The following is a 6,991-nucleotide window of genomic DNA, read 5'->3' as shown; positions in this document are numbered from 1 at the left end:
AACGTATTAAATTCAAGTCCAGTCACCCTACTTAATATTTTGTTACATACTTATGGATTTTCCCGCCGACCTACTTAAAAGCAGTCATCATAATGTAGACTCCAATTTACTTATTCAACAGATTTATAGAGTTTACTATGAAAACCCTATTGGCAGTTATTGGAAAGATATAAGAAAAAATAATAAATATTACTCAAATTTTCATGTGGACGTTAGCAATATCACCAGTGCCAAGTTGCACCAAGATAACGACTGGCATGAAGTTATAAGTACAGAAAATATAGAACGGGCTTGGGTGTGCACCCGCAAATATCTTTTTGAAGAATCACTTTTTGATGAAGTGGAGATCCGCCTATTTGAAATAAATCTCGAAGATAACATCTATCGACTACAAAAACAACTAATTGCTTACGTACAAGAAGAAGCACATAAAGAAGACTATATTCCCTATAATTTTGTAAAAAGTTCATCAAGTACCCGTCCTAAAGGTTTATCAAGAATGGAAGGGGAAATTATTGCAACAGCAATTATTCAAAAATTAGGAGGAAAAGCATCGCGATTACAAGGAAATAGCTATGCTTATCGTTTACCAGCAGAGCGAGAACGTGAAACTGAATATCTCTATGAAAATTGGTTTACTGCATATAGCCTTTTTCTTTCAGACCTGCGAATGAACGCACAAAACTACGAAAATGGTGTAGTAATCCGTGTTGACATTGAATCTTACTATACAAGAATTGTACAAGATAGTTTACTTGAGTTAACAAAGGATTTAACGGAAAGCGAGCGTATCCGTTGGTTACTTAAAATATTACTTTCAAAGGAATTGGATGAGCATCAAGTGGGTTACGGTATTACTCAGGGAAGTATTGGTTCTGCATTTTACGCTAACCTCTATTTAAAACAACTCGATCTAAGATTTGGTACTCAACCTAGTGATAATGAGTGGAAAGTGAGGTTTTCGAGATACATGGATGACATGATCCTATTTGTGCCAGATGCAGATGATGTCCTCGCTGTTTTAGACACACTTAATCAAGAATTAGAAAAACTAAATTTGAATCTTAATAAGGAGAAGACAGAAATATACGATCGAGTTTCAGATTTTGTGGAAAGCATTAAAGAAGATGATTTATTTAAGCAGTTTAGCCAAGAATTTGATCGAGTAATGAACGGCTTATGGATTGGCAACTCTCAGTACCGCAAGGAGCTCGCAGGAGCTTATAGAAATAATGACTATCTCTGGGGACACCTAATCGAGCAATATCAAGAGTGTCTGTGTTCTATCAATATTTACATCAAAGCCCCCGATGTGAGCAGAAAAATATATAAGTATTTATTTAACACTAAAAAACGTCGGAAAGATTTAAAAAGAGAAGTAGAATTAAATTTACCACCTCTGCCTTCGGAGGGTTGTCAAATGTCGAGTGGAGAGTGGGCGTATGATTTCCAACAGTTAAACTCTGAGTGGATAGGAGAAAAAGATAGGTTAAGGACAAAACTCATCAATCTATTTCGTGAAAGTTTGAAAGAGATAGAAGAAATAAAAAAAGTACCTAGCGAGCGTAAAAACATCCGGAGGCAAAGAACATTAAAAACATACATTCGCTTTGCCGTTAATAAGTTGCTTATACTTGGCTTCACAGAGATAGTCAGAGATGTTGTTGAGATTTTATGTGAAAAGCCGTGGGTTTTGCGCGAGCCATTACAAATTTTGGAAAGTCTAGCAATACAAGGTTATCTAGTTGAGCTTATAGAGGTAATAGCATATTATCAAAACAGAAGTCATAAAATGAGCGAATATATACGCTCTGTCAGTCTTCGGGCAATACGTTTTTTACCCACAATTAATGAGTATGCTTGGGAAAAAGTGGTTGAATATGCAATAAATGGGACTTTAGTAGAGCGACTTATGGCAACAGAAACATGGTTGTGTTTGGCTTACAGTAATGTGTGCGAGCATCTTGTACAAGATAGTCACATAGAGGCTGTGTCGATAGCTTTACACAGCGAACCGCTACCAACAGCTAGATTAAAGAAAAACTATTTGCTGATATTGGGGTTGTATAAGCGGGATGCCATTAGTGACGAGTCTGTTGATAATAATGATTATATGCTCTGCGAAGCTTATAAAATGGCATTAGAAGGAAGTATAGAAGATTTATTTGAAGATTACGAACCAAAAATAATCCGAGATAAGTATTATAGTGGTAAAGATCAGTCTAGTGGAGATGGTGAGGCTGAGGTATCTCCATTTAGTTAAAGAGTCTTGACAAGTAGAAGAAATATTGTTTTTTAAATGTAACTATAAGCGAGCACCCCTCTACTTCAATTCCTGGTATTCTATACATTTTATCTGTCAAACTGAATCGCAATATTGAACTTTCTGTGAGTGAAAATATTGCTTCGCCGCGCGTGATGGCAAAAGTGGGAATGCAATACGAACCGAAGGTGGATTGGTGGTGGGGTGCAAACTAGATCCAGTCCGGCCTGAATCGGGGGGAGTCCAGAAGTATAGAATAGAGGTTGCGGAACCGGCACACCGCCCGATCGCTCGTCCCCAGCAATTTGTTACCCTAAAAATAGAATCTTCGCTCCCTCAACTCCCTCCCATGAACAACGCTTCTCCCCTGATTCAAACCATAACTCCAGAACGCTGGGCCGGGTTTAGTATGGACTTTATAGGGGCGGGTTACACGGGTGTGTTGGTCAAAAACGGCCGCGCCGTGCGTACCCTCAAATCCGGGCGACATTTCAGCTTCGCCCTTCCCCTGCTGGAACAGTCTCAAATTGTCCTCGTAGACACCAAACTCCGCAATTTGGAGGTGCAGTCGCACGGAGATTTTTTGTCTAAGGATCGATTTTTAATTGATGCCACTCTGACCGTTATTTATCAAGTTATAGATCCGAAACGGGTAGCGTTGGAATTGTCCGATCCTATAGGTGCTTTAGCAAGTGCAGTTAAGGATTGTATGGGATTAGCGATCGGGCAAATACCCCTACAACAGCTTATCAGTCAAGGACGGCTGTTGCTGCGGCAAAATTTGCTCGATCGCGTCCAAGATTTTTATACTCTAGGTTTTAACTTAGAAGACGTGCGAATTGGCGATGTCAGCTTTCCCGAAACCAACGGAGTTATTCGCCAAGTTGAGGGAATGAGTGCCCGACAGGAAGCAGAAAATGCCGCTGCCCTGCAAATGAGAATTGCCGAAGCCGGTCGCCCGATTGTTCCTCAATCTCCCGTACAGCAGTTAAACTTAATTTCAGGTAATTCTCCTGCAAGTCTTCCAGCTTCAGACACAGCAGCGGGGTTCGATCGAGATTTACAACAACTAACACAACAACTTGCTCAAAACAGTCTCCCTCCTGGGAGAAATCCTCCCCAACTTGCACCAACCGTACTCGCAAGCAGCGATCGCAAAACAACCGCATATTTAATCTACAAACTTTCTGGAGAGGCGATCGCCCTAACAGCCAATCCTTTTACAATTGGACGCGAACCAACCAACACTTTAGTATTACAAGATCCGCAAAGTTCGCGCTACCACGCTCAAATCCGCCGGGCCACTGACGAACTTGGCAAACAGCGGTATCAGCTTGTCGATAGTGGCAGTTCCAACGGCACTTTTGTGGGTGGGCAGAGGCTGGCTGCTAACGAGCCTTTTTGGCTACCAAATGGCTGCGAAATTGCGATCGGCGACCAAAAATGGATCTTTCAAAATTCGTGAGTGAGAGATATGAAGATTTTTTTAAACAGCAGATAAACACACATCAATCCCATCGGTGTTCATCTGTGTTTATCTGCTGACATCTGCGGTTGCAAAATCCCAATCTAAGTAACTTGCTTTAATCACGATATAAAAGTAATAGATTCCGAATCTACCGTCAACAATATGAATGTTTTTTTTAACCGCAGATAAACGCAGATAAACACAGCTTAATTCTATCGGCTTTCATCTGTCAGGTTTCTGTAGGCGCGTTGTCAAGAGTCCCCGCCCTTTCAACACAGCTTGACAACTTCTCCCTCCCCAATTCCCTATACTCCCAGGTAGAAGTCTCTTGCCAACCCTAGGGGGGATATCTCCACAAGCATTTCGAGCGACAATTTGTCAAGATTGAAAATATAAGTAGAGGACAACCCCATGAACTTTTCTATACAATCTGTTTACAACTGGTATCGCGACACCCTCCGCAACCCCAAATACCGCTGGTGGATTATTCTGGGAACGCTGGCATATTTGGTAAGCCCGATCGACATTGCCCCAGACTTTCTCCCCGTCGTCGGACAAATTGACGATGTGGCGATCGCAGTCTTGCTGATTTCCGAAGTTTCGCAAATGGCGATCGACTACTTTAAATCCCGCCAAACAGAGACAGCTTCAGCATCTGAAGCCACCGGTGCCAATTATTCTGAAGCCAAAGGCAGCACCGTTGACGTAGATGCAGTTTCTGTAAAATAATTGCCAAAAATAATAGAGCGCTACAGCCCCGACTTCTTACAGAAGTCGGGGTTTTTGTTTTTTCAATGGCAACTGCTCAGATCGTGCTCCAAAGCTGGTAATTTTAACTATGATCCATCTGTGCTAACAACAAATTTTTATAGGTCACTAACCCCACCCTAGAGGGATGGGGCTTGTAAGGAAACCAAGCCATAGGTAGAAAACAAGCGCAAGTAGGACTAGACAACGGTTGAGAAACCAATTTGAACTAACTGAAGGTGGCACTTTCATTGGACGTTACAGGCGCTCTTCCTAACCCGTAACCACTCCGTTAGTCAAAGTCGAAGGAAATTAAACAGTTAGGCTTATCGCCAAACAAACACCATGCAATATGTTCCTGTAGTGGATTTTGAGCAACGTCCTTTAATGCCAACAACACCCGCAAGGGCAGAACGTTGGATTAAATCTGGAAAAGCAACACCATTTTTCCGTAAAGGGATCTTTTGTGTTCGCTTAAACGTTGAACCTTCAAATCGTCATACTCAACCTGTAGCAGTTGGAATCGATCCGGGTTCTAAACGTGAGGGGTACACAGTCAAATCAAAAGCTCATACCTACTTAAATCAGCAGTTTCATGCTGTTGATTGGGTCAAAGAGGCTGAGGAGACAAGTACAAACGCCAGACGTGCAAGGCGCAATCGAAAAACACCTTGTCGCCAACCTCGTAAAAACCGTAAGCGTGGCCCGATTCCTCCAAGCACTAAGGCGCGTTGGCAATTCAAAATCCGAGTAGTCAAAGTTTTTGATACCATCTTTCCTATCTCAGACATTGGAATTGAGAATGTAAAAGCATTGACCAAAAAAGGTTGTCGCACATGGAACAAGTCATTTTCGCCCTTAGAAGTTGGCAAAAAATGGTGTTATTCCGAGTTGGAAATAATTGCACCTGTCACCCAATTTGATGGCTATACCGACACCTACTTAACTCGTCAAAAATTAGGTCTAAGAAAATCTAAGGTCAAGTTATCAAATGTTTTTTATGCCCATTGTGTCGATTCTTGGGTGCTAGCTTACCTTTTGGTAGGTGGCGATATATCACCAAAAAATATGGTGGTGATGGAATGTAAGCCCATCCGTATTTATCGCAGACAATTGCACGTTCTTAACCCTGGGAAAAACGGATATCGCCGTCCTTACGGTGGCTCCATGTCGCAAGGATTGAAGCGCGGGGGGATTGTCAAGCATCCTAAGTATGGAAAGTGTTACGTAGGTGGCGAAGATTCTAAAAAATCTCGTATTAGCCTGCACAGTCTTGGTACAGGAAAACGCCTGTGTCAAAACGCAAAGCCCACAGATTGTAAGTTTCTGGCTTACAACTCATGGCGAACTGTAAAGCCGTCCTAAAAGGACGGGGTTTCAAACCCATTTTTCTGATGAAGTTTAGCGAAATAGTACAAAAACTTAATTTAGCCACCAGTAGCAGCCTCACAGCGTCGGTTGCTACCGATCCAGAAATTACTGGCCCTGCCCCAGTTGATGAAGCTCGATCGGGCACAATCAGTTACATAGAAGGTGCTAAATTTGCCTCTCATACAGCCTCGACAAATGCTTCTGCTTTAATTTTGCCCTTAGATGAAAGCCTCCAAGCTCAATGTACCGATCGCAACATTGCTTGGATTGCCGCACCAGATCCGCGATTGCTGTTTGCTCAAACGATCGCCCTTTTCTATCAACCGTTTCGCCCAGCATCCGAAATTCATCCCTCAGCCGTCGTTCACCCCTCAGCAGAAATTGGTGAAAATGTCTATATCGGCCCCCACGTCGTTATTCAAGCAAAAGTCAAAATTGGCAGCAACGTTTGCATTCATCCAAATGTCGTAATTTACCCAGATGCGGAAATAGGCGAAGGCACTGTTTTACACGCTAATTGTGTCATTCACGAACGTACTCGCATCGGGGCAAATTGCGTGATTCACAGCGGTGCGGCGATCGGCAGCGAAGGTTTTGGGTTTGTGCCGACAGCCACAGGGTGGGTGAAAATGGAGCAGTCTGGCTGCACTGTATTAGAAGAGGGCGTTGAGGTTGGCTGCAACAGCACGATCGACAGGCCCGCTGTCGGAGAAACCCGCATCGGCCAGAATACAAAAATCGACAATTTAGTACACGTAGGTCACGGCTGTCAAGTAGGAAAAAATTGCGCGTTTGCCGCTCACGTTGGCATGGCTGGCGGGGTAAAAATTGGCAACAATGTAATTTTGGCAGGTCAAGTGGGAATTGCCAATCAAGCCAAAATCGGAGATGGGGCGATCGCCACTGCTAAAGCCGGAATTCACAGCGACGTGCCCGCAGGTGCGATCGTGACGGGCATTCCAGCAATTCCCCACAAACTATTTCTCAAAGCCACAGCAATCTACAACCGCTTGCCCGAAATGTACCAATCTTTGAGGCAAATTCAGCGCCAGCTCGATCGATAATCAATTGGCAGTGGGCAGTAGTCAGTAGTCATTAGTTAACAGTTAACAGCCAACAGTCAACAGTATTATAGTTGCAAC

5 protein-coding genes are annotated in these 6,991 nt (G+C 43.0%); all 5 read left to right on the top strand.

From position 1 onward, the window contains the following. Positions 1-52: 52 nt before the first annotated feature. The 5 genes from QUA20_RS19550 to lpxD all read left to right on the top strand — a co-directional run bounded on the left by QUA20_RS19550 (position 53) and on the right by lpxD (position 6,913). Entirely contained in the window at positions 53-2,263 is a 2,211-nt protein-coding gene (locus tag QUA20_RS19550; protein ID WP_333190728.1) for a reverse transcriptase domain-containing protein, read from the top strand. Positions 2,264-2,459: 196 nt separating this feature from the next. Beyond that, positions 2,460-3,728 (top strand): SPFH domain-containing protein, encoded by a 1,269-nt coding sequence (locus QUA20_RS19545; protein ID WP_333190727.1) that lies wholly within the window; start codon positions 2,460-2,462, stop codon positions 3,726-3,728. A 414-nt stretch (positions 3,729-4,142) separates the two neighbouring features. Next, positions 4,143-4,460, top strand: a complete 318-nt coding sequence (locus QUA20_RS19540; RefSeq protein ID WP_172185607.1) for a YkvA family protein — start codon at positions 4,143-4,145, stop codon at positions 4,458-4,460. A 363-nt stretch (positions 4,461-4,823) separates the two neighbouring features. Then, positions 4,824-5,843, top strand: a complete 1,020-nt coding sequence (locus QUA20_RS19535; protein ID WP_333190726.1) for an RRXRR domain-containing protein — start codon at positions 4,824-4,826, stop codon at positions 5,841-5,843. Between the two features lie 29 nt (positions 5,844-5,872). Beyond that, entirely contained in the window at positions 5,873-6,913 is a 1,041-nt protein-coding gene (gene lpxD, locus QUA20_RS19530) for a UDP-3-O-(3-hydroxymyristoyl)glucosamine N-acyltransferase (protein ID WP_333190731.1), read from the top strand. Positions 6,914-6,991: the final 78 nt, after the last annotated feature.

Origin of the sequence: Microcoleus sp. Pol7_A1 (assembly GCF_036701085.1) — a bacterium.
Classification (GTDB): domain Bacteria; phylum Cyanobacteriota; class Cyanobacteriia; order Cyanobacteriales; family Microcoleaceae; genus Microcoleus; species Microcoleus asticus.
This window is presented reverse-complemented; position numbering and strand designations above follow the sequence as displayed.

Excerpts from the sequence above, each read along its gene's own strand:
- QUA20_RS19550 (WP_333190728.1), top strand. The coding sequence starts at position 53 with ATGGATTTTCCCGCCGACCTACTTAAAAGCAGTCATCATAATGTAGAC.
- QUA20_RS19540 (WP_172185607.1), top strand. The coding sequence starts at position 4,143 with ATGAACTTTTCTATACAATCTGTTTACAACTGGTATCGCGACACCCTC.
- QUA20_RS19535 (WP_333190726.1), top strand. The coding sequence starts at position 4,824 with ATGCAATATGTTCCTGTAGTGGATTTTGAGCAACGTCCTTTAATGCCA.
- lpxD (WP_333190731.1), top strand. The coding sequence starts at position 5,873 with ATGAAGTTTAGCGAAATAGTACAAAAACTTAATTTAGCCACCAGTAGC.